The sequence below is a fragment of the Brevundimonas sp. G8 genome (assembly GCF_902506205.1).
In the GTDB taxonomy this organism is placed as follows: Bacteria; Pseudomonadota; Alphaproteobacteria; order Caulobacterales; family Caulobacteraceae; genus Brevundimonas.
In genome coordinates, this window is the sequence record NZ_LR732816.1 from 1,691,161 (window position 1) to 1,712,311 (window position 21,151).

Annotated in this window: 20 protein-coding genes; 12 read left to right on the forward strand and 8 right to left on the reverse strand. The window is 65.3% G+C overall.

Annotated elements, in window-relative coordinates:
* The first annotated feature begins 30 nt into the window (after positions 1-30).
* The gene (locus CHRYSEO8AT_RS08265; protein ID WP_159848948.1) at positions 31-1,185 is read left to right on the forward strand and encodes a hypothetical protein; all 1,155 of its coding nucleotides are present in this window, start codon (positions 31-33) and stop codon (positions 1,183-1,185) included.
* Positions 1,186-1,309: 124 nt separating this feature from the next.
* Complete coding sequence (locus CHRYSEO8AT_RS08270; RefSeq protein ID WP_236547473.1) at positions 1,310-2,335, forward strand: type I restriction enzyme HsdR N-terminal domain-containing protein; 1,026 nt, start codon at positions 1,310-1,312, stop codon at positions 2,333-2,335.
* A 7-nt stretch (positions 2,336-2,342) separates the two neighbouring features.
* Here the strand turns inward: CHRYSEO8AT_RS08270 and polA are convergent, their stop codons facing one another.
* The 6 genes from polA to CHRYSEO8AT_RS08300 form a co-directional block, all read right to left on the reverse strand.
* Positions 2,343-5,267: a DNA polymerase I gene (polA, locus tag CHRYSEO8AT_RS08275; protein WP_159848954.1), complete on the reverse strand. Its 2,925-nt coding sequence runs from the start codon at positions 5,265-5,267 to the stop codon at positions 2,343-2,345.
* A 55-nt stretch (positions 5,268-5,322) separates the two neighbouring features.
* On the reverse strand, positions 5,323-6,069 hold the full coding sequence (locus CHRYSEO8AT_RS08280; RefSeq protein ID WP_159848957.1) for a hypothetical protein: 747 nt from the start codon (positions 6,067-6,069) through the stop codon (positions 5,323-5,325).
* Positions 6,070-6,105: 36 nt separating this feature from the next.
* Positions 6,106-6,735, reverse strand: coding sequence for a DUF6655 family protein (locus CHRYSEO8AT_RS08285; protein WP_159848960.1), 630 nt, complete (start codon positions 6,733-6,735; stop codon positions 6,106-6,108).
* Positions 6,729-7,169 carry a VOC family protein gene (locus CHRYSEO8AT_RS08290; protein WP_135194347.1) on the reverse strand — a complete coding sequence of 147 codons (441 nt, stop codon included), beginning with the start codon at positions 7,167-7,169 and terminating at the stop codon, positions 6,729-6,731. The genes CHRYSEO8AT_RS08285 and CHRYSEO8AT_RS08290 overlap by 7 nt, the downstream gene beginning before the upstream one ends.
* A 97-nt stretch (positions 7,170-7,266) precedes the next feature.
* Positions 7,267-7,506 carry a zinc-finger domain-containing protein gene (locus CHRYSEO8AT_RS08295; RefSeq protein ID WP_159848963.1) on the reverse strand — a complete coding sequence of 80 codons (240 nt, stop codon included), beginning with the start codon at positions 7,504-7,506 and terminating at the stop codon, positions 7,267-7,269.
* A gap of 55 nt (positions 7,507-7,561) precedes the next feature.
* On the reverse strand, positions 7,562-7,855 hold the full coding sequence (locus CHRYSEO8AT_RS08300; RefSeq protein WP_201304382.1) for a hypothetical protein: 294 nt from the start codon (positions 7,853-7,855) through the stop codon (positions 7,562-7,564).
* A gap of 186 nt (positions 7,856-8,041) precedes the next feature.
* Here CHRYSEO8AT_RS08300 and CHRYSEO8AT_RS08305 point away from each other — a divergent pair, with 186 nt between their 5' ends.
* A complete protein-coding gene (locus CHRYSEO8AT_RS08305; protein WP_159848969.1) occupies positions 8,042-9,016 on the forward strand; it encodes an ABC transporter ATP-binding protein in 975 nt (324 codons plus the stop codon).
* Here the strand turns inward: CHRYSEO8AT_RS08305 and CHRYSEO8AT_RS08310 are convergent.
* Positions 9,013-9,564: an alpha/beta hydrolase gene (locus tag CHRYSEO8AT_RS08310; protein ID WP_236547474.1), complete on the reverse strand. Its 552-nt coding sequence runs from the start codon at positions 9,562-9,564 to the stop codon at positions 9,013-9,015. The genes CHRYSEO8AT_RS08305 and CHRYSEO8AT_RS08310 overlap by 4 nt on opposite strands.
* Here CHRYSEO8AT_RS08310 and CHRYSEO8AT_RS08315 point away from each other — a divergent pair.
* The 3 genes from CHRYSEO8AT_RS08315 to aguB all read left to right on the forward strand — a co-directional run bounded on the left by CHRYSEO8AT_RS08315 (position 9,545) and on the right by aguB (position 14,436).
* A complete protein-coding gene (locus CHRYSEO8AT_RS08315; RefSeq protein WP_236547475.1) occupies positions 9,545-12,406 on the forward strand; it encodes a TonB-dependent siderophore receptor in 2,862 nt (953 codons plus the stop codon). The two genes, CHRYSEO8AT_RS08310 and CHRYSEO8AT_RS08315, sit on opposite strands and share 20 nt — an antisense overlap.
* Positions 12,407-12,556: 150 nt before the next feature.
* Positions 12,557-13,576, forward strand: coding sequence for an agmatine deiminase family protein (locus CHRYSEO8AT_RS08320; RefSeq protein ID WP_159848975.1), 1,020 nt, complete (start codon positions 12,557-12,559; stop codon positions 13,574-13,576).
* The gene (aguB, locus tag CHRYSEO8AT_RS08325) at positions 13,573-14,436 is read left to right on the forward strand and encodes an N-carbamoylputrescine amidase (protein ID WP_159848978.1); all 864 of its coding nucleotides are present in this window, start codon (positions 13,573-13,575) and stop codon (positions 14,434-14,436) included. The genes CHRYSEO8AT_RS08320 and aguB overlap by 4 nt, the downstream gene beginning before the upstream one ends.
* 32 nt (positions 14,437-14,468) lie before the next feature.
* On the opposite strand, the gene CHRYSEO8AT_RS08330 is transcribed toward aguB, so the two are convergent.
* Positions 14,469-15,209 carry an alpha/beta fold hydrolase gene (locus CHRYSEO8AT_RS08330; RefSeq protein WP_159848981.1) on the reverse strand — a complete coding sequence of 247 codons (741 nt, stop codon included), beginning with the start codon at positions 15,207-15,209 and terminating at the stop codon, positions 14,469-14,471.
* A gap of 72 nt (positions 15,210-15,281) precedes the next feature.
* Here CHRYSEO8AT_RS08330 and CHRYSEO8AT_RS08335 point away from each other — a divergent pair, with 72 nt between their 5' ends.
* From CHRYSEO8AT_RS08335 to rplT, 6 genes are all read left to right on the forward strand, one after another.
* Positions 15,282-16,244 (forward strand): glycosyltransferase family 9 protein, encoded by a 963-nt coding sequence (locus CHRYSEO8AT_RS08335; protein WP_159848984.1) that lies wholly within the window; start codon positions 15,282-15,284, stop codon positions 16,242-16,244.
* A 124-nt stretch (positions 16,245-16,368) separates the two neighbouring features.
* The gene (gene infC, locus CHRYSEO8AT_RS08340; RefSeq protein WP_135193774.1) at positions 16,369-16,890 is read left to right on the forward strand and encodes a translation initiation factor IF-3; all 522 of its coding nucleotides are present in this window, start codon (positions 16,369-16,371) and stop codon (positions 16,888-16,890) included.
* A 123-nt stretch (positions 16,891-17,013) separates the two neighbouring features.
* Positions 17,014-19,002, forward strand: coding sequence for an alpha/beta fold hydrolase (locus CHRYSEO8AT_RS08345; protein WP_201304383.1), 1,989 nt, complete (start codon positions 17,014-17,016; stop codon positions 19,000-19,002).
* A 28-nt stretch (positions 19,003-19,030) separates the two neighbouring features.
* Complete coding sequence (locus CHRYSEO8AT_RS08350; RefSeq protein WP_159848987.1) at positions 19,031-20,332, forward strand: MFS transporter; 1,302 nt, start codon at positions 19,031-19,033, stop codon at positions 20,330-20,332.
* 163 nt (positions 20,333-20,495) lie between these two features.
* Positions 20,496-20,693 (forward strand): 50S ribosomal protein L35, encoded by a 198-nt coding sequence (gene rpmI, locus CHRYSEO8AT_RS08355; RefSeq protein WP_135193772.1) that lies wholly within the window; start codon positions 20,496-20,498, stop codon positions 20,691-20,693.
* Between the two features lie 55 nt (positions 20,694-20,748).
* Positions 20,749-21,102, forward strand: coding sequence for a 50S ribosomal protein L20 (gene rplT, locus CHRYSEO8AT_RS08360; protein WP_159848990.1), 354 nt, complete (start codon positions 20,749-20,751; stop codon positions 21,100-21,102).
* Positions 21,103-21,151 lie beyond the last annotated feature (49 nt).

Genomic DNA, 21,151 nt, shown 5'->3' on the forward strand with positions numbered 1-21,151 from the left:
GGTCACGATTGCCGGTGCAATCTGCACGACATGACCGATCGCGCCGTCCGCAATCTCGAACATCTCAAGAGCTCCGCCTCCACCGCCCGCGTGCTGAACCTGCTGCGCGTGTGGGAAGAAAACGGCGACAGCGCCGCCGACGGCGCCGTGCGCAACCCCGACTGGGCCGCGCGTCCGATCTTTCGCACCTCGGCCCTGAACCGCGCCCTTATCATCAAGCACCGCCTGCGTCGCAACGAGACCGACCTGTTCACCGGCCGCCGCCAGGTCGCGACCAAGGTCGTCATCCCCATCGACGATGCGGACCTGAAGACCGGCGGCCGCTACGTCTTCGTCAACCAGATCGGCTTCGAGCGGATGATGATGGAGGCCTTCGGCGTCGCCGCCACCCATCCCGACATCGAGACCCTGCGCCTGATCGACAAACTGCCGTCGCTGGACCCCTTCCTGCTGCGCGAGCAGTTGCGACGCGGCGGCCTGGACCCCTCGCCCTGCTATTTCTCGATCAGCGACAGCGATCTTCAGCGCATGCTGGCCTTCGTCCGCAGCGAGATCGAGCCGCTGGTGACCCTCAGCCTGGGCCCGGACACGGTCGCTGTGAACTCCGATTCGGCGGGGCGGATGGCGTCCAAGATCCTGTCCAACACGCCCGGAGACCAACTCGACGCCCTGCGCCTGACCCTGCGTCTGGCGCCGGAGCAGTATCAGGAGGGTGTCTTCTGCTGGAAGGGCTTCCTCTATTACAAGTGGACGCTGGCCGCCCTGCTGGGCGAGGTCGCCGGCGTCGCCGAGGCCGTGCGCACCATCAAGCCCGTCGGCAAGATCGACCGCGCCGCCAAGGAATATCTGGCCCGAAGCCGCGACGTCCTGCGCGGCCGCATCATCAAGACCTGCGACGAGGTCAGCCGAACCCTTCGCGTCTATGACGACGCCTACGCCAAGCTGACGCAAGAGGGCCGCCCCACCGCCTTCCGGGACTTCCTGCTGGACGCCCCCTCGATGTTCGCCAAGCTGGGCGACCAGCTGGGCGCCGTACAGCACATCGTCAGCTACTGGCGCTTCCGCTTCGGCCCCGGCGCCGCGCCGGTGAACGTCGAAGAGCTGATGGACATCTTCATGGACTTCGAAACCGGCCTTCTGGGCCGCGGCGAAGTCCCCGACGACATCGGCATGATCGCAGCTTAGCGACGACCGAACGCTCGTTTTAAGATATACAGACTCTCTCAATGGTTGCCGACTAGCTTAGCAATCAGCATTGGGGGAAGCCTTGGACATTCAAACGAAACTCGCCGAACTTCAAAAACGGACGATGGAACACCGCGAGGTGTTGCTGACCGAAGAGGCCGCCAAGACGGCTTTGGTCATGCCCTTCATCCAGGCTCTCGGTTACGACGTGTTCAATCCGTCGGAGGTGATCCCGGAATATACGGCCGACGTCGGCACCAAGAAGGGCGAGAAGGTCGATTACGCCATCTGCGACGGCGGCAAGGTTCGCATCCTGGTCGAATGCAAGCCCAGCAATGTGGCGCTGAACCTCAACCACGCCAGCCAGTTGTTCCGCTATTTCTCGGTCACGGACGCGCGCCTCGCCATCCTGACCAACGGCGTTGTCTATCAATTCTACTCGGACGTCGAAGCCACCAACAAGATGGACGACAAGCCGTTCTTCACCTTCAGCATGGATGCGCTGAAACCGACCGACGGCCGCACGGTGGAGAAGTTCACCAAACTCTCTTTTGACATCGAAAAGATCGTTCAGGAAGCAGGGCTGCTCAAGCTCCAGTCTTTGCTCCGAAAGGAGTTGGAAAAGGAGATGGCTGAACCGTCGGAAGAGTTCGTGCGCATGATGGCCGCCCGCGTCCATGAGGGCCGCGTCACCGCGCAGGTGCGCGAGAACTTCGGTAAGATGGTCGTGGCCACCTTCTCCTCGATCATCCGTGACAAGGTCAACGAACGCCTGTCCACCGCCCTCAACGCCACCGGCCCTTCAATGACCGATCAGGACGAGGCTCCGCCTAGCGACCCGGAAATGATCGTGACCACCGAGGACGAGGTTTCCGGCTTCCACATCATCCAGGCCATCGCCTCGAAACTGGTGAAGCCCAAGCGCATCGTCATGCGCGACGCCCAATCCTATTGCGCGATCTTGCTGGACGACAACAACCGCAAGACCATCGCGCGCCTGCATTTCAACGGCGTCACCAAGAAGTATCTCGGCACCTTCGCAGAGAAGGGCGAAACCCGGCACCTGATCGGCGACCTGACGGACATCTACCAACTATCAGATCAGATCGAAAAGCGGATCAAGGAGCTGGAAGGAAGCACGCCCGCTTAGCGCCCGTTCAGTGCGCGGCGTCCCAGTTCGACGCCGCGCGCGCATCCACCACCAGCGGCACGGTCAGGGCGACGGCCGGGTCCGACGCATTCTCCATCACCTGCTTGATGATGACGATGGCGCGGTCGGCTTCGGCCTCCGGCGCCTCGAACACCAGTTCGTCGTGGACCTGGAGCAACATGCGCGTGGAAAGGCCGGCCTCGGTCAGGGCGGCGGGCATGCGGATCATGGCGCGGCGGATGATATCGGCGGCCGCGCCCTGGATCGGGGCGTTGATGGCGGCGCGCTCGCCGAACTGGCGTTCGGCGCCCGACTTCGAATGGATGGCGGGAATATGGATACGGCGGCCGAAGACGGTCGAGACGAAGCCCGACTGGCGCACCTCGGCCTTGGTCTTGTCCATATAGGCGCGAATGCCGGGGAAGCGTTCGAAATAGGTCTTGATATAGGCCCCGGCCTCGCCCTGATCGATGCCCAGCTGGTTGGCCAGGCCGAAGGCCGAAATGCCGTAGACGATGCCGAAGTTGATGGCCTTGGCGCGGCGACGGGTCTCGGAGGGCATTCCCTCGACAGGGACGCCGAACATCTCCGAAGCCGTGGCGGCGTGAATGTCCAGCCCCGCCTTGAAGGCGCGCTTCAGCTCGGGAATGTCGCCGATATGGGCAAGCAGGCGCAGCTCGATCTGGCTGTAGTCGGCGCTGATCAGGACATTACCGGGCGCGGCGATGAAGGCCTGGCGGATCTCGCGGCCGGTCTCGGTGCGGATCGGGATGTTCTGAAGATTGGGATCGCTGGACGCCAGACGGCCCGTGGTGGCGGCGGCCAGTTGATAGCTGGTGTGGACGCGGTCGGTCTTGGGATCGGCGGCGGCGGTCAGGGCGTCGGTATAGGTGCCCTTCAGCTTGGACAGCTGGCGCCAGTCCAGCAAGACGCGCGGCAGATCGTGACTGAGCGCTAGTTCCTCCAGCACGCTGGCGTCCGTGCCCCATTGGCCCGAGGCGGTCTTCTTGCCGCCCGGCAGGTTCAGCTCGCCGAACAGGATCTCGCCGATCTGGCGCGGCGAGCCGATGTTGAAGGGGCGGCCGGCGATCTCGTGGGCCTGGGCCTCCAGTTCGGCCATGCGCAGGCCGAACTCGCTGGACAACCGCTTCAACCGGTCAGGATCGATGCTGACGCCGTTCAACTCCATGTCCGCCAGCACCGTGGGCATGCCGCGCTCCAGCGTCTCATAGACGGTGGACAGTCCCTCGCGCGCCAGTCGGGGCTTGAGGACACGCCAGAGCCGCAGCGTCACGTCCGCATCCTCTGCCGCATATTCCGCCGCCGGTTTCAGGGCGACATGCTTGAAGGATTTCTGGCTCTTGCCGGTCCCCGCCACCCGCTTGAACGGGATCGGCTCGTGGCCCAGGTGCAGGCGCGACAGCTCGTCCATGCCATGCCCGTGCAGTCCGCCCTCCAAAACGTAGGAGATCAGCATGGTGTCGTCATAAGGCGCGACGCGAATGCCGCGGCGCGCCATGACGGCGATGTCGTATTTGGCGTTCTGCAACACCTTCAGAACCGACGGGTCTTCCAACAGCGCCTTCAGTTTCGCCAGGGTGGCGGGCTTGTCCAGTTGATGGATCGGCTCGCGCGCCTCTTCCGGTTCACCGAAAAGGCCGCCGTCGTTCGCCTGCGGCTCGTGCTCGTGCGTCAGGGGGATGTAGCAGGCCTCGTTCGGCCCCACCGCCAGCGACACGCCGCACAGGCCCGCATGGGTCGCCGACAGGGCGTCGGTCTCGGTGTCGAAACCGACGACGCCGGCTTCGGTCGCCCGCGCGATCCACCGATCCAGCGCCTCTTCGGTCTGGACGCATTCATAGGCGGCGTGGTCGAAGGTCTGGACCTCCGCCGGGCCTTCCACGACCTGCCCGTAACGCGGCGTGGCGACGGGGGCGTTCAGGTTCGGCGCGCGCTTGGGCGCAAAGGCGGAGACGTCGCTGGGGCCGGCCTTGCCGTCTCCGACACGGCGCTGAAGCGAGCGGAACTCCATCGTCTCCAGGAAGGCCGACAGGATTTCGGGATCGGGATCGCGCACGGCGAAGTCGTCGATCAACTCGGGCGCCGGCGCATCGCACGTCAGGCGCACCAGTTCGCGCGACAAGCGGATCTGGTCGGCGAAGGCGATCAGGGTCTCGCGCCGCTTGGGCTGTTTGATCTCGCCGGCGCGGGCCAGCAGGGTGTCCAGGTCGCCGTATTCGTCCAGCAGCTGGGCCGCCGTCTTCGGCCCGATGCCCGGCGCGCCAGGCACGTTGTCGACGCTGTCGCCGATCAGGGCCTGCAGATCGACCATCTTCTCCGGGCCGACGCCGAACTTCTCGAACACCTCGGCCTCGGCCAGACGCCGATCCTTCATCGGGTCCCACATCACGACGCCGCCGCCGATCAGCTGCATCAGGTCCTTGTCGGACGAGACGATCACCGCCTCGCCACCCGCATCGCGCGCCTTGCAGGCGTAGGTGGCGATCAGGTCGTCGGCCTCATAGCCGGGCAGTTCGACGCAATGGACGCCGAACGCCGCCGTCGCCTCGCGCACCAGCGGAAACTGGGGGATCAGATCCTCGGGCGGCGGCGGGCGGTGGGCCTTGTACTGGTCGTACAGGGTGTTGCGGAACGTCTTTTCCGAATGGTCGAAGATGGCGACCAGATGCGTCGGACCATCCGCCCCCTTCATGTCCTGGAGCAGTTTCCACAACATGTTGCAGTAGCCCTGGACCGCCCCGACCGGCAGGCCGTCCGACTTGCGCGTCAGCGGCGGCAGGGCGTGATAGGCGCGGAAAATGTAGGCCGAGGCGTCGATCATCCACAGCCGCAGCGCGGGGCCGTCCTGTGTCAGGGGACGTTCGGCCTGGTCGGTATCGGCGGCGGGAAGTTCGGTGGAGGCGTCGGACATGGGGCGAACATAGGATGCGCCCTCGCCGCCGTCATGTCTGGATCGCAGCCGGCGGCTACAAACCTTCGGGCAGGTGCGCCAGATCCGGCATGACCGTCAGCTTTTCACGCGCATCGATCAGCACTGGGAAGGTTGCGCCGACCCGACAGAAGAAGTCCCTCCGGGCGACGGACTCAGGCCGGAATTCGATGGTCAGGCCGGTATCATAGGCGGGTTCTCCATCGTCGGGCGTGACACGCAGGCCCAGTGCGGCGAAGCTGGAGCCATCGTCTTTTAGTTTGGCGTCCACGGCGGACACCGTGGCTTGCCCCCGGCGGCCTTCTCGCCGCAGACCATCGTGTCGTTCCGCGCCCTGACGCGTCGCGCCGGTCACATCGATAGTGTTTTCGCCTCGGCCGGCCATGCGTTCCGCCATCATCAACGCGGCCTTTCGGCCCGCGACCGCCCCCGTCTCGATCTCGCGCCACAGAATGTTGAATCGGGCGGGGTCTGCGCGTTCGAACACGACAGGCAAGGTCTGGCCGGGCGACGGCCATTTGGATGCGCGCGCAAAGCCGGGGCCATGCACCGCCAGACCTTCGACGCCAGGCCCAGAGAGCACGCCGTCCAGGACATAGTTCGAGGACGCCACGCCCGCTTCCGGCGGTTGACTGACGGCGACGACTAGCAGTTGACCCCGCACAGCATCGGTCAGCTTGACCGGCCCCAGCTTGCGCCAGATCAGAAAGCCGACACCCGCGACGATCAGGACCGGCGCAAGAACCGAGACCAGGATGATTGCGATCGTGGCGTCATCGGTCATGGCATTGATCCCTTGTTGGCCGGACGCGAACGGAGGTCAGAACTCGGTCCAGCTCGATCCGGGGTCGCGCCGGCCGGGCTGGGCCTGCTGTTGGCCCCAGGACACCACCATGAAGGCCTTGTGGCTGCGAATGCGATAGGTGCCGATCATCGGCACGACGGCGCCCAGCGGCGCGCCCGTCTTGGCCTCGTAGAGGAAGCCCGAAAACTCGGCGACGCCGACCCGGTCGCGATGGCTGTAGACCGACAGTTCGGGCAGGGAGACGACGTTGAAAGTCTCGTTGATCGGGATGCGCATCTCGGGAATGCCGAAGACGCGTCGCATCTGTTCCAGCGACAGGGCGCCGGCGCGGATCTCGAACACCGCGTTCGCCTCGTCCTTGTTGCGCGCCAGGCTGAAGCCCGCATCCGAGATCGCGCCGCGAATGGCGCTGACGGCGTAACGCGTGCCTTCGCCCTGGAAATAGGCGTCGTCGACGAAGACCGAGGCCCCCAGCGGCAAGGGCAGGACCATACCCTCGATCGCCTTGTCCGAGGCGCGCGCCAGCAGCAGCTGTTCCGTCGCCGTGCGGCCGGTGTTGCTCTCGGTAGTTGAGGCGCAGGCCGACAGGGTCAAGGTCAGGGCCGCCAAAGTCAGCGACAGCCCCCGCCCCGCGCGCATCACCATGCCCCGGTATTGGGCATCGAGACCCAGGGCTCGGCCGGCGCCAGCGGCGCGCCTTCCTGAAGCAGTTCGATGGAGATGCCGTCGGGCGAGCGCACAAAGGCCATGTTGCCGTCGCGTGGCGGGCGGTTGATCGTCACCCCGCCGTCCATCAGCGTCTGGCAGGCGGCGTAGATGTCGTCGACCTTGTAGGCCAGATGGCCGAAGTTGCGGCCGCCCTGATACTCTTCCGGGTCCCAGTTGAAGGTCAGCTCCACCTCGGGACAGCGTTCCGCCGCCGACTGCGCCAGGTTCTTGGGAGCGGCGAGGAAGACCAGGGTGAACCGCCCCGCCTCATTCTCGGTGCGCCGCACCTCCTGCAAACCCAAGAGGTCGCAGTAGAAATGCAGCGAGGCGTCGATGTCCTTTACCCGGACCATGGTGTGCAGATAGCGCAAGGCTCGTCTCCGTCCGAACGGGGTGTCAGCGCTCTATAGACCCAGGCGCCGTCACACTGCGACTGAACTGAGGTTACGACCTCAGTGGGACTCGGGCTCAGTGGGCCTCGGGCGCGCGGGCCGCCGGGCTCAGATATTCGTTCTCGTCATGCGGATGGGCCGACAGGACGAAACGCCGGTCGCAATAGCCGCATTCGATGAAGTCGTCCTCGCCCATGTCCATATAGACCAGCGGGTGACCCAGCGCCCCGCCGCCGCCGTCGCAGGCCACGCGCTTGGTTGAGACCACGATCTCTTCGGGCGGCGGGATGATGGCGTCGGAATGGCGGGGGGGCATGATGCGGTCCGGTGTGGAAGGCTTGCGGGCTTCCTAGGCGGACCGGCCCCGAAGGTCAAACCTCAGTGGGCGCCGCCGGGCGACGGCCCAGAAGGCGGTTCAGCATCGCCTTGCGCTTCTTGAACAGCGTCAGACCCAGACAGGCGGCGCCGACCCACAGACCGATTTCGCCAATGAGCAGCAAGGCGGCGCCGGCGATGGCCGCATGCGTCATTTCGATCTGATCGGTCTTGCCCGCCAACAGCGCCAGTCCCCCGCCGATATAGCCGATGGCGCAGACGCCCATGGCGACGAAGCCGATCAGGCGGGTGCGGGTCAGGGGCGTCTTGGATTTCTGAACGGTGGTCAAAGCGATCTCCATCAAGTTCGGTTGTCTTTATGACAAGCAAGCTAGACACCACACGCACGTTCGTCAAGCACCGTTGACACAAAGACAGGCACGCTTGTCGAAAGCCTCTATGTGGGACAGGTTGGCGAATGCGGCCGCGCGCCCTACCTATGCCGCTCGCCGTCCCGCCCGAGTGAATAGCCGATCATGTCAGAGACCCCCGCCCTGCCCGACAACGCCATCGAGGTGCACGGGCTGAAGAAGACCTATGCCGGGTCCAAGAAGGCCGCGCCCAAGACGGCCCTGCGCGGCGTCGATCTGGTCATTCCGCGCGGCTCGGTCTTCGGCCTGCTCGGCCCAAACGGCGCGGGCAAGTCGACCCTGATCAACATCCTGGCCGGGGTGGTGAAGAAGTCCGAAGGGTCGGTGAAAATCTGGGGCCGCGACATCGACAAGGAGCCGCGCGACGCCGCCGCCGCTTTGGGCGTCGTGCCGCAGGAGATCGTCGCCGACGTCTTCTTCACCCCGCGCGAATCGCTGGAGGTCCAGGCCGGTTTCTATGGCGTGCCCAAGAACGAGCGTCGCTCGGACGAACTGCTGGCGGCGCTGGGCCTGTCGGACAAGGCCAACGCCTATGTCCGCGCCCTGTCCGGCGGCATGAAACGTCGCCTGATGGTGGCCAAGGCCCTGGTCCACAATCCGCCGATCCTGATTCTGGACGAACCGACCGCCGGTGTGGACGTGGAACTCCGTCGCCAGCTGTGGGCCTATGTCCGCCGCATCAACGAGGAGGGGGTCACGATCGTTCTGACCACCCACTACCTAGAAGAAGCTCAGGAGCTTTGCGACACCATCGCCATCGTCAACCGGGGCGAGGTCGTGGCCTGCGAACCGACGCCGCAACTGCTGCGCCGCCTGGACAGCCGCAACGTGGTGGTGACGCCGGAGATACCGCAGACGACGCCGCCGGTCCTGGCCGGCTTCGAGGTCACCGCGCGACCGGGCGGCGCCTTCGCCGTGGCCTACAAGAAGGGCCAGTCGTCGGTGGAACAGGTCATCAACGCCGTCCGCGCCGCCGGCGTCACCATCGCCGACATCACCACCGAAGACCCGGACCTGGAAGACGTCTTCCTGGCCCTGACCTATGGGGATGCGTCGCGGGTCGATCCGACCAAGGACTAATCGACTTCGGATAGAAACTCGAAGATCGCCGCCTTGGCCTCCGGTTCGTCCAGCATCGGCGCGTGGCCGACGCCGGGAACCTCGACATAGGCCATGGCCGGGGCGGCCTTCTTCATCCGCCCGGCGATGTCGGCGCTCAGCAGATCCGAGTTGGCGCCGCGCACCAGCAGGGTCGGCTTCTTCCGCGCCAGCCGCCGGAACATGGGCCACAGGTTCGGAACCAGCGCCTTGGCCCCCGCCGCCCGGATCGGCACGGCGATGTCGGGATCGTAGTCCAGCCCGATCTCGCCGTCGGGCTGCTGGCGGAAGATGCGCCGCGCGAAAGCGTCCCAGTCCGCATCCGAATAATGAGGAAAGGCGACCGCATTGATCCGCTTCGCATAGGCCGCCGCATCGGCCCACGACCCGATCTCGACCGGCTGGCCGCTATAGGCGGCGATGCGCGCTAGCCCCTCGGGCGCGACTTCCGGGCCAATGTCATTCAGGATCGCCGCGACCACCGCCTTGGGCCGGATCGCCGTCAGCGCCATGGTGATCAGCCCGCCCATCAAGGACATCGTCCGCACCACCCCGTTCGCGACAACCGATCCGTCTAACTTCGACGCCCTGTCCATCGGCGGCCAGAACACGCGCTTCAATGCCATCCTGATCGACGGCGTACGCCAAAACGACGATTTCGGACTGAACCAGAACGGCTATCCGACCCTCAGCACGCCGATCTCGCGTTCGGTGATCCAGGCCGTCAGCGTCGATGTCGCCCCGTACGGCGTTCAATACGGCTCCTTCACCGGCGGCGTGGTCAACTCGGTCACCAAGTCGGGCGGCAATGACTTCCACGGCGAGGTCTTCTACGAGAAGACCGACCAGGACATGCGCGGCGAGACCTTCAGCTACGAAGATTTCGTCACCGGCCAGCGCCAAAATCGCTCGGTCGTCGGCGAGTTCGAAGAAAAGACCTGGGGCGCGACCCTCAGCGGTCCGATCATCAAGGATCGCCTGTTCTTCCTGCTGAACTACGAGAAGTTCGACAGCGCCACGCCGGTCCTGTCCGGTCCTGAAGGCGCCGGTCTGCCGAACGAAGCCGCCGGCATCACCCAGGCCCAGATCGATCAGGTCCGTCAGATCGCCCAAACCGTCTACGGTTACGATCCCCTCGACTGGCGCGCCGGCGCGCTTGAGACCTTCGACGAAAAATACTTCGCCAAGCTCGACTGGAACATCAACGACCGTCACCGTGCGGTGGTGTCGTACCAGCAGACCCAAGGCAGCGACCTGCGTCTAAACAACACGACGACCAGCGGTACGAACCTGTCGGTTGGCCTGCTGTCATCGGCCTATCAGATCGTCACCGATCTGACGGCCTACAAGGTTCAGCTGTTCTCGGACTGGACGGATCGCTTCTCGACCGAGTTCTCGTACACCCGCAAGGAAGTCGAGAACATTTCGCAGGGCCTGGCCGGCAACGACTTCGCCGCCATGCAGATCTATCTCGACTCGCCCTACGGCGCGCAAAGCGGCACGCGCCGCTCGATCCGTTTCGGACCGGAACGCTCGCGTGCCGCCAATGCGCTGACGGTGGACACGACCCAGTATCGCTTCGTCGGCAAGTACGACGCCGGCTTCGGTCACCGCTTCACGGTAGGCGTGGAACGTGAAGAGCAGGACATCTTCAACCTGTTCGTTCAGGTCGCCAACGGCGAGTACGAGTTCGCGTCGATTGCGGACTTCCAGAACCGTCAAGCGTCTTCGATCGGCTATTCCAACGCCGCAACGAACAACAAGGCCGATGGTGCCGCCTCGTTCAGCTATGCGCAGAACAGCTTCTACTTCCAGGACGAATGGACGGCGACGCCGAACCTGACGATCACGGCCGGCCTGCGCTATGACCTCTACACGTCGGACGACAAGCCGAAGCTGAACCAAGCCTTCGTTGATCGCTTCGGTTTCGGCAACGACACCAACCTGGATGGTATCGGCATTCTTCAGCCGCGCTTCGGCTTCAACTGGCGCGCACCTTGGGATGTCACCGTCTATGGCGGCTTCGGTCGCTTCCAGGGTGGTTCGCCCAACGTCTGGATTTCGAACTCCTACTCGAACCCCGGCAACCTGATCGGCTCGTTCCAGTGCAAGACCTCGAACCAGGTCAACGGTCAGGCCTATAACTCGCAGTTCGCAGGCGGCTTTGCTGTCTGTAATGCCGCTCAGCAAGCCGCTCTGGCGAATGTGGACGGTCTGGTCGTCAAGCCGGTGGCCCAGACTGCGGTCACTACCAGCGCCAACCTGGGCACGGGCAACATCAACCTGATCGACCCGACCTTCAAGACGCCCTCGATCTGGAAGGCTTCGCTCGGCGCGACCAAGGCGTTCGACCTGAGCCGCTTCAACCTGGGTGAAGGCTGGAACGTGACGGCCGAATACGTCCACTCGGAACTGCAGGACGCCGTGGGTTGGGTCGATCTGTCCATGGCCAAGACCGTCACCGGCACCGCGCCTGATGGTCGTCCGGTCTACGGTCCCAACCCGGTTCGTCGTGGTCAGAACGTGCTGATGATGACCAACTTCGATGGCGGCAAGACGGATCAGTTCGCCATCGGTCTGGGCAAGGATTGGTACGACGGCTGGCTGAATGGTGCAGGCTTCAACCTGTCCTACACCTACCTGGACAGCACGGATCGTTCGCCGGGCTCGTCATCGACGGCCAGCTCCAGCTTCGGCAACAATGCTCTGTTCGACGCCAACGACCCGACGCTGGCCGACTCGAACTACGAGATCGAGCACGCCCTGAAGCTGTCCGTCAGCTATTCGCGCGCCTTCTTCGGCGATTACCGCACGCGTATCGGCATGTTCGCCCAGCGCCGTTCGGGCCTGCCGTTCAGCTATACGTTCAGCACCAGCCCGGCGAACCAGTTCGGCGAATACGTCACGACCTTCCGCCAACTGCTCTATGTCCCAAAGACCGACTCGTCGGGTAACGTCACGGCGACCAGTGATCCGCTCGTCAACTATGGCGCCAACTTCAACGTCGCCAACTTCAACGACTTCCTGAAGCGCACGGGCCTGATCGATTACGCCGGTGAAATCTCGCCGCGTAACGCCTTCAAGTCGCCTTATGTCACCACGGTCGACATGCATATCGAGCAGGAACTGCCGGCCTTCTTCCCCGGCGGCGCCAAGCTGATCGGCTATATGGATATCGAGAACCTCGGTAACCTGTTGAACGACGAATGGGGTTCGATCCAGCAGATCGGCTTCCCGTACACCTCGGCCAACGTCGATGCGACGCGGACCGCAACCCAGTACAACTACAACACCTTCACGACCCGCAGCCCGGCCACCTTCGGCACGAACTCTGTGTGGCAAATCAAGGTCGGCGTTCGCTATCAGTTCTAAGCGAACGACAGACTGAAACGACGAAGGGCGGTCCGTTCGCGGGCCGCCCTTTTTCTTTGCGCATAGGCCCGGCGTTGAAGTCGGGGGCGCGAGGGACCATATGGCGCGGCTCGCGTTTCGTGCCCGATTACAGACAGGATCAGTTCGCCGATGACCGCTCCCATCCCTGCCGCCATCCCCGCAGAGTGGGCTCCGCACCGCGCTATGTGGGTGGGTTGGCCCAGTCATGCCGAATACTGGTTCGAGGCGCTGGAACAGGCGCAGGACGAGGTCGAGGGGCTGGTTCGGGCGCTGGCGGGGCCGGGGCGCGAGCAGATCAAGCTGATGATCGGCAAGGCCGAGGTTCTGGCGGACGCCCAGGCGCGCTTCGCCGGGGTGGAGAATGTCGAGGTCGTGGCCGGCGAGTTCGGCGACATCTGGCTGCGTGACACCGGGCCGATCTTCGGCGCGGGATCGAAGACGGCGGCGGCGTTCCGGTTCAACGGCTGGGGCGGGAAATACGACATGCCGGGCGATGATCTGGTCGCGGGCCAGATCGGCGAACATTCGGGCGTGGCCCTGACCTTGAACGACTTCGTCATGGAGGGCGGTTCGCTGGATCACGACGGAGAGGGGACGGTGCTGACAACGCGCCAATGCTTACTGAACCCGAACCGCAACCCGGCCTGGAACCAGGACGAGGCGGTGGCGACCGCAGAACTGGAAAAGGCCATCGGGGCCAAGGCCGTGCTGTGGCTGGGCGACGGTCTGCTGAACGACCACACTGACGGCCACGTCGATAACCTGGCCCGCTTCGTCGCGCCGGGCGTCGTCGCCTGCCCGATCGCCTGGGGCCGGAACGACCCGAACGCCGAGGTCTATGACGCCACGGCGCGCGAACTGTCGGGCATGACCGACGCGGCGGGACGCACGCTCCGTGTACTGAGGATCCCGTCGCCCGGCCTGGTGCTGGATGAGGACGAACGGCCGATCCCGGCCAGCCACATGAACTTCCTGATCGCCAATGGCGCGGTCGTTGTGCCGACCTATGGCGACGACGAGGCCGCGCGTTTCGCCTGCGAAGCCCTGGCGACGGCCTTCCCCGATCGCGAGATCATCCCGCTGCCGTCCAAGGCCATCCTGACCGGCGGCGGCTCGTTCCACTGCATTTCCCAGCAGGAGCCCGCATGACCCGCAACATCACCGTCGCCGGCATCCAGACCTCGTACGGCGAGGACATGCAGGCGAACATCGCCAAGACCATCGACTTCGTGCGTGAGGCGGCGGGCAAGGGCGCGCAGGTGATCCTGCCGTCGGAACTGTTCCAGGGGCCGTATTTCTGCGTCTCGCAGGAAGAGCACTGGTTCACCCAGGCCTATGAATGGCGCGAACATCCGTGCGTCACGGCCATGGCGCCTGTGGCGAAGGAGCTGGGCGTGGCCATTCCCGTCTCAATCTTCGAGAAGGACGGGCCGCAGTATTACAACTCGCTGGTCATGCTGGACGCGGACGGCGAGGCCTTGGGCGTCTATCGCAAGAGCCACATCCCCGACGGCCCCGGCTATCAGGAGAAGTATTATTTCCGGCCTGGCGATACGGGCTTCAAGGTCTGGAACACCCGGTTCGGCAAGGTCGGGGTCGGCATCTGCTGGGACCAGTGGTTCCCCGAGGCCGCGCGGGCGATGATGCTGATGGGCGCCGACGTGCTGATGTATCCGACGGCCATCGGCACCGAGCCGCATGACGCCGAACTGCACACGGCCGAGCCGTGGCGGCGCGCCATGCAGGGGCACGCCGTGTCCAACGCCGTGCCGGTCGTCGGCGCCAACCGCATCGGCCATGAGACGGTGACGGAGACTGGCCAGACCTTCTACGGCCATTCCTTCATCGCCGATCAGCGCGGCGACCTGGTTGAGAGTCTGGGCGCCGAGGAGGAGGGGGTGCTGGTCCACCGCTTCGACTTGGATGAACTGGACAAATATCGCGCGGCCTGGGGCTTCTTCCGGGATCGGCGGACGGATCTGTATGGGGCGCTGACGGGTAAGGGCTGACCCGATCCTCCCCCGCGTCAGCGGGGGAGGATCTAGCTCCGCATCGCCTCCACCGCCGCGACCAGGCGGTCGAGGTCGGTCGGCGTTGAAAGCCGGTGGTCTCCGCCCTCGATCAGGTCGAGCCGCACGTCACCCCCGGTCAGCCGCTCGACCAGTTCGGCCTGATGCCGCCAGGGCACCACGTCGTCCGCGCGGCCCTGCAGGATGTGAACCGGGGCGGCGATCTCGATCACGCCGTCCAGCAGCAGCCAGTCGCGCGCCTCTTCAAACATGCGCCGCGTCAGGACGTATTCGCCAAGGCCCTCCTCGACGATCAGGGTCTCGCCCTCGCGCAGGATGGCCTGGCGTTCGTGGTCGGCCAAGCCCGGCCACATCATCCGTTCGGTGAAATCCTGGGCCGGGTTGATCAGGACCAGCCCCTTGATCCGCTCGGGTCGCGCCAGGGTCGCCAGCAACGAGACCCAGCCGCCCATCGACGACCCGACGGGGATGACCGGCCCCGAAAGGCTGTCGATCAGGGCGATGGCGTCCTCGCGCCAGCGGCCGATGGTGGCCTGGCGCCAGTCGCCAGAGGACTGGCCGTGGGCAAAATGGTCGTAGCGGACGTAGTTCCAGCCACATTCGCGTGCGGCGTTCTCCAGCGCCAGGGCCTTGGTCCCCTCCATGTCGGAGCGGAAGCCGCCGACCCAGATCACGGTCGGGCCGTCGCCCTCGATGTGGCGGAAGGCCAGGATTTCGCCGTCGGGGCGGGACAGGTGCTGGATGTCGGTCATGGCGCTCTTGTGCCGCGACTTTGCCGCCCCGTCACCCTTGACCCCGACGCCCGATGGCGGAACTACAGGCGCATGTCCGCACCCCAGGTTCTGTTCGTCACCTCCAATCGCATCGGCGACTGCGTCATCTCGTCGGGGGTGATCCGCGAGATCGCGCGTCAGGTTCCGGGGGCGCAGATCACCGTCGCCTGCGGTCGCCCGCCGGCGCCCTTCTTCCGCAATGCGCCGGGCGTGGTGCGGACTATCGTGCTCGACAAGAAGAAGATGTCCGGACACTGGCTCGACCTGTGGAAACAGGTGGTCGGCACGCGCTGGGACCTGGTCATCGACATCCGGGGGTCGGCGCTCAGCTATCTGATCCCGACAAAGCGGCGCGTGGTCTATAACCGCTCGTGGGAGACCGGCCTGCGCAAGGTCGAGATGGTGTCGCGCCTGATGGGGTCGCCCGCGCCGCTGGATCCCGAAATCTTCCTGGACGACCAGGCGCGGGCCGAAGCCGCCGCCGTCATCGATCCGCAGCTGGCGGGCGGGGCCGGTCCTGGCCGGATCATTGCGCTCGCGCCCATCGCGCACCAGCCGGGCAAGAGCTGGCCCGCCGACCGCTGGGGCGCTCTGGTGGATAAGCTGAAAGCCGAACCGCGTTTCGACGGCTGGCGTTTCATGCCCGTGGGCGGGCCGGGCGACCGGCCGCCGGCGACCCCTGCGCTCGAGGCCGCTGGGCCGCGCGGCATCGACTTCGTCGGCAAGGGGGACATTCTCGCGTCGGCCGCCGCCATCGATCGGGCGGACCTGTTCGTCGGCAACGACAGCGGCCTGATGCATGTCTCGGCGGCGCTGGGGCGGCCCACGCTGGGCCTGTTCGGGCCGACCGAGTGGTGGCTGTATGGTCCGTGGGGTCCCAAGACGCGCACGGCGGCGTCGAACGAGACGCGCGGCCAGTTCGCGCCCATCGAGGACCTGAGCGTGGATCACGTCTTCGAGGCGGTGCTGGCGCTGCACGACGCCTATATCGACGCCCTGCCCGCGAAGCCTTGAAAAACCGGGCTTCCGGGCGCATATTGCGGCCTTGAGGGGAACGTGGCGCAAGCTGCGCCATTCCGCTTATCAATACACACGCCTTCTCTGACCACATAAGGAAACGACGCCCATTCGCCGTCCCATGCAAGCGCCACCCGTGAAAGACGGGCCGCGTATGAACCAGGATATCCGCGCCCCTCGCGTTCTGCTCATCGACCAGAACGGCGAGAAACAGGGCGTCATGCCCACCTCTTCCGCGCTCGAAGCCGCCGAAGAAGCCGGGATGGACCTGGTCGAGATCGTCTCCACCTCCGAGCCGCCGGTGGTCAAGATTCTCGATTACGGCAAGCACCGTTTCCAGGAGCAGAAGAAGAAGGCCGAGCAGCGCAAGCGCCAGAAGGTCGTCGAGCTCAAGGAAATCAAGCTGCGCCCCAACATCGACACCCACGACTACGAGGTGAAGACCAAGGCCATGCACCGCTTCTTCGACGAGGGCGACAAGGTCAAGGTCACGCTTCGCTTCCGCGGGCGCGAGATGGCACACCCCGAACTGGGCATGAAGCTGCTGAACAAGGTCCAGGCCGATTTCGACGAAATCGCCAAGGTCGAGTTCTCGCCCAAGATGGAAGGCCGCCAGATGATCATGATCCTGGCCCCGCGCTGATCGCGATCCATCGCTGATTACGAAACGCCCCGGTCGCAGGACCGGGGCGTTTTTCGTTGGCGCATCCGCCGCTTGCGTCGCTCCGCGTCTTCTGGTTGAGCTTCACCGTGGATGGGGGAGTTCATGCTGAAGTCTGTTTTGTCGGGATTGGTCCTGACCGTGTTGAGCGTCGTGGCCTTGGGCGGCGGCATGGTGTCCGGCGCCCAGGCGCAAGTGCAGGGCGCCCCGCCGTCGCTCGATATTTACGCGGCGTCGCCTACCGTCGAGCTGATGGCGCTGTCGCCCAGCGGAGACCTGATCGCGCGCATCGTCGTGACGGGCGAGCAGCGGGCCATCGCCGTCACCCACATGAATAGGGCCGAGCATGTCTTCGCCGCGTCCATCGGCGAGGCCAAGGTGCGCGATCTGCGCTGGATCGGCGAAGGCAAGGTGCTGATCATCAGCTCCCAGACGCGGGCCATCCATCTTCTGGGGGTGCCTCGGTCCGAGCTCTATTTCGGCATGATCCTCGATCTGGAGACTCAGAAGCTGACCCGTGTGCTGGATCGCACGCAGGATGTTCTGCCGGTGCTCTATGGCGGCGCATCGGTTCGCGAGACCGACCAGGGACCGACGCTGTTCGTGCGCGGCTTCAACGTCGAAACGGGACAGTCCGATCTGCACAGGGTCGATCTGAGTTCCGGTCGCGGGCGTTCGGTCGTGCCGATGGATCGAGAAACGGACGACTATGTGCTGGACGGCGAGGGCGTCGTGATCGCCACCGCGCGCTATGTCGAGCGCAGCGGGCGGTGGACCATGATGCTGCCGAACGGCCGACGGTTCCGCGAGGCCTGGACGACCGATGCGCCCGTCGACACGCCGACGTTCCTGGGCATGGGTCGCACGCCGCGCACGGTCGTGATCAGTGCGGATCGACCCGATCTGGCCGCCGCCGATCCCGAATCCGAGACGCAGGCCAATCTGTTCGAGGTCAATGTCGATACCGGCGAGTGGACGAAACTGCCGTTTGCGCATCACCCGGACGCGCTGTGGCATCATCCAAGGACCCGTCTGCTGATCGGCGGGTCGCGTGTCGAAGAGGACGGCGTGCGCTATGAGTTCATCGACCCGACCTCGGCCAGTCGGTGGCGTTCGATCGAGCGCGCGTTCGAAGGCAAGGCGCCGCAACTGGTGTCATGGAGCGCCGACCAGAAACGCATCCTGGTCTTCAGCGACATCGGCGAATCCGGCCTCTACCAACTGGTTGATTTCGACCGTCGCACCGCCGACGCCTTGGCCTTCACCTATCCCGACATCCCGCCGGAACAGGTCGGCGCGGTTCGGCATGTCACCTATGACGCCGCCGACGGCCTGAAGATTCCCGGTTATCTGACCCTGCCGCCGGGCGTCGAGACGCCTGAGAAACTGCCCCTGATCGTGCTGGCGCACGGCGGGCCGGCGTCGCGCGATGTGATGGGGTTCGACTGGTGGGCCCAGGCGCTGGCGTCACGCGGCTATGCGGTGCTTCAGCCCAACTTCCGAGGCTCGGAAGGGTACACGCGGGCCTTCCTGGAAGCGGGATATGGCGAATGGGGTCGCAAGATGCAGACGGACCTGTCCGACGGGGTCCGCTGGCTGACCGAGCAGGGCATCGTCGATCCCGACCGGGTCTGCATCGTCGGCGCCAGCTACGGCGGTTACGCGGCCATGGCGGGACTGACGCTGGACAGGGGCGTCTATCGCTGCGCCGTCGCAGTCGCCGGCGTCTCCGACCTGCGCCGCATGGTGAACTGGGAGGCCCGGCAAGAGCGTAGCCGCAACAACCAGACGGTCCGGTACTGGAACCGGTTCATGGGCGCCGCGCGCCTGAACGACCGGGCGCTGGATGCGCTGTCGCCCGCCTATCTGGCCGACACGGTCGACAAGCCGCTGCTGCTGATCCACGGCCGCGACGATACGGTGGTGGCGATCGAGCAGAGCCGCGTCATGGCCGAGGCGATGCGCCGTGCCGGCAAGCCGGTCGAACTGATCGAGCTTGAGGGCGAGGATCACTGGCTGTCGCGCGCCGACACCCGCCAGCAAATGCTGCGTGAGACCGTGCGGTTTCTGGAGGCGAACAATCCGGCTCGCTAGCGACGGAATGCCGCGCTAAGCCTTGGCCATGACCGCGACACCGACGACCCCGCCGAAGCTGAAGACCCCGGTGCTGGCCGTGTTGTTCGCGACGGTGTTCATCAATCTGGTCGGGTTCGGGCTGGTGGTGCCGCTGCTGCCCTTCTTCGCCCAGAGCCTGAAGGCCGAGGCGTGGCAGATCACGCTGATGTTCTCGGCCTATTCGCTGGGCCAGTTCTTCGCTGAGCCCTTCTGGGGGCGGTTGTCGGACCGGATCGGGCGCAAGCCGGTGCTGCTGATCACCCTGATCGCCAATGCGCTGGGCTATCTGATGCTGGCCTTCGTGCCCAACATCTGGCTGGCGATTGCGGTGCGGCTGTTCACCGGCCTGGGGGCGGGCAACATCTCGACGGTCCAGGGCTATGTCGCCGACGTCACCCCGCCGGAACAGAGGGCGGGGCGGATGGGGCTGATCGGCGCCGCCTTCGGCCTGGGCTTCATCGTCGGGCCGGGGCTGGGCGGACTTCTGACCCAACCGCAGTTGGGGCGTCTCGGCTATCAGCTGCCCATCTTCTTGGCGGCGGCCCTGGCGGCCGTGGCGGCGGTCGGTGTGATCGTCTTCCTGCGCGAGAGCCGGGCCAAGGCCGATCCCGCCACGCCGCGCCCGGCCTTCCTGGCGGGACTGAAGGATGCGCGTGACAACGATGTGGTGTCGCGGGTGCTGGTGGTGACTCTGATCTATATGGCCGGGTTTTCGGCGATGGAGAGCGTGTTCGGCCTGTGGGCCGAGAGCCGCTATGCGTGGGGTGCGCGCGAGGTGGGGCTCAGCTTCATGATTGTGGGCATCGTCTCGACCCTGAACCAGGGGTTCTTCGCCGGGAAGTTGGCTCGGCGGTTCGGCGAATCGCGGGTGCTGGCGGTCGGCATGCTGCTGTTCGGAAGCTCGCTGGTGTTGCAGGTGCTGGCGCCCATCGCCTGGTTCCCGGCGACCCGGCTGGAGCTGGGCGCCCTGTCCATCCCCATTGTTCAGGGCTGGGTCATTCCACTGGTCATGGCGGTGGGGGCCTGCGGCATGTCCCTGGCCATGCCCAATATCTCGGCCATGATCAGCCGCGCTTCGCCGCCCGACCGGCAGGGGGCCATGCTGGGCCTGAACATGGCGTCCAGTTCGGTGGCGCGCATCTTCGGGCCCATGATCGCGGGCGCGCTGTTTTCCGGCCTGGGGCACGACTGGCCCTTCCTGGTCGGCGCCCTGCTGACCATCCCGGCGGCGGTCATGGCGATCAACGCCGGACGGGCGATCCGGCGGGGTCAGGTCGCGGCGGATGCGCCGGCCAAGTCCTTGACCTGACTCACGTCTTGCGTCGCCGGGCGTCTTCGTCTACAAGCCGCGCCTTCGCGTACCGAACCGCCGGGCGAACAGGCATGCCTGGGCGGTTCTTAAACTCTGGAAGACCACCTCCCCACGGCTCAAGCAGCCCGAAGGGCGGTAGCCCTCCAAAAAGGAGACTGAAATGCCGAAACTGAAGACGAAGTCAGGCGCCAAGAAGCGCTTCAAATTCACGGCCACTGGCAAGGTGAAGTCGGGCGTTGCAGGCAAGCGTCACCGCTTGATCAGCCACAACTCGAAATACATCCGTCAAAACCGTGGCACCAAGGTCATGGCCGACGCCGACGCCAAGAAGATCAAATCCTACATGCCGTACGCCTGATCGGCGCGCGCTGTACGACTGATCTCCATCCCAAAGAATTTGAAGGAATAGCGACATGGCTCGCGTTAAACGTGGCGTAACCTCGCACGCCAAGCACAAGAAGGTTCTGGAGCAGGCCAAGGGCTTCTCCGGCCGCCGCAAGAATACGATCCGTACGGCCAAGGCCGCCGTCGATCGCGCCGGGCAATACGCCTATCGCGACCGTCGCACCAAGAAGCGTAACTTCCGCGCCCTGTGGATCCAGCGCATCAACGCCGCCGCCCGTCTGGAAGGCTTCACCTACAGCCAGTTCATCAACGGCCTGAATAAGGCCGGAATCGAACTGGACCGCAAGGTTCTGGCCTCGATCGCCGCTGACGCGACCGGCTTCAAGGCCGTCGCCGACAAGGTCCGCGCCGCTCTGGCTTAAGGGTTTGGCGTAAGGACCGCGCTCAAGCCGCGAGCGACCGCGTCGCGAG